General features: G+C 34.8%; 1 protein-coding gene. It reads right to left on the bottom strand.

Annotation, left to right across the window (positions count from 1 at the left end):
• Positions 1-244, bottom strand: a 244-nt coding sequence (locus SB753_RS40460; RefSeq protein WP_410805600.1) for a DUF350 domain-containing protein, incomplete at both ends; no start/stop codon positions are given.

Genomic DNA, 244 nt, shown 5'->3' with positions numbered 1-244 from the left:
ATCCATCCTAAACAAAAAACAAAATAAGAAGTGGAAAGACCAATTATTATTAGTCCAGTTCCTATTATAAATCCGGCATTTAATAACACTAAATTCTGGTTGCTTTTCTGAATTATCCTGCCAATTTTTGGAAGAAACAAACCCGCAATGAAAAGAGCAAGAGAGAGGCAACCGTATACCATTTGGTACGACCAGGCAGTTTCAGTAATTATACTGGAGGAAAGCACTGAAAGTAAAAAATAAG

Source organism: Paraburkholderia sp. SIMBA_053, from assembly GCF_046534895.1.
GTDB lineage: Bacteria > Pseudomonadota > Gammaproteobacteria > Burkholderiales > Burkholderiaceae > Paraburkholderia > Paraburkholderia caledonica.
This window is presented reverse-complemented; position numbering and strand designations above follow the sequence as displayed.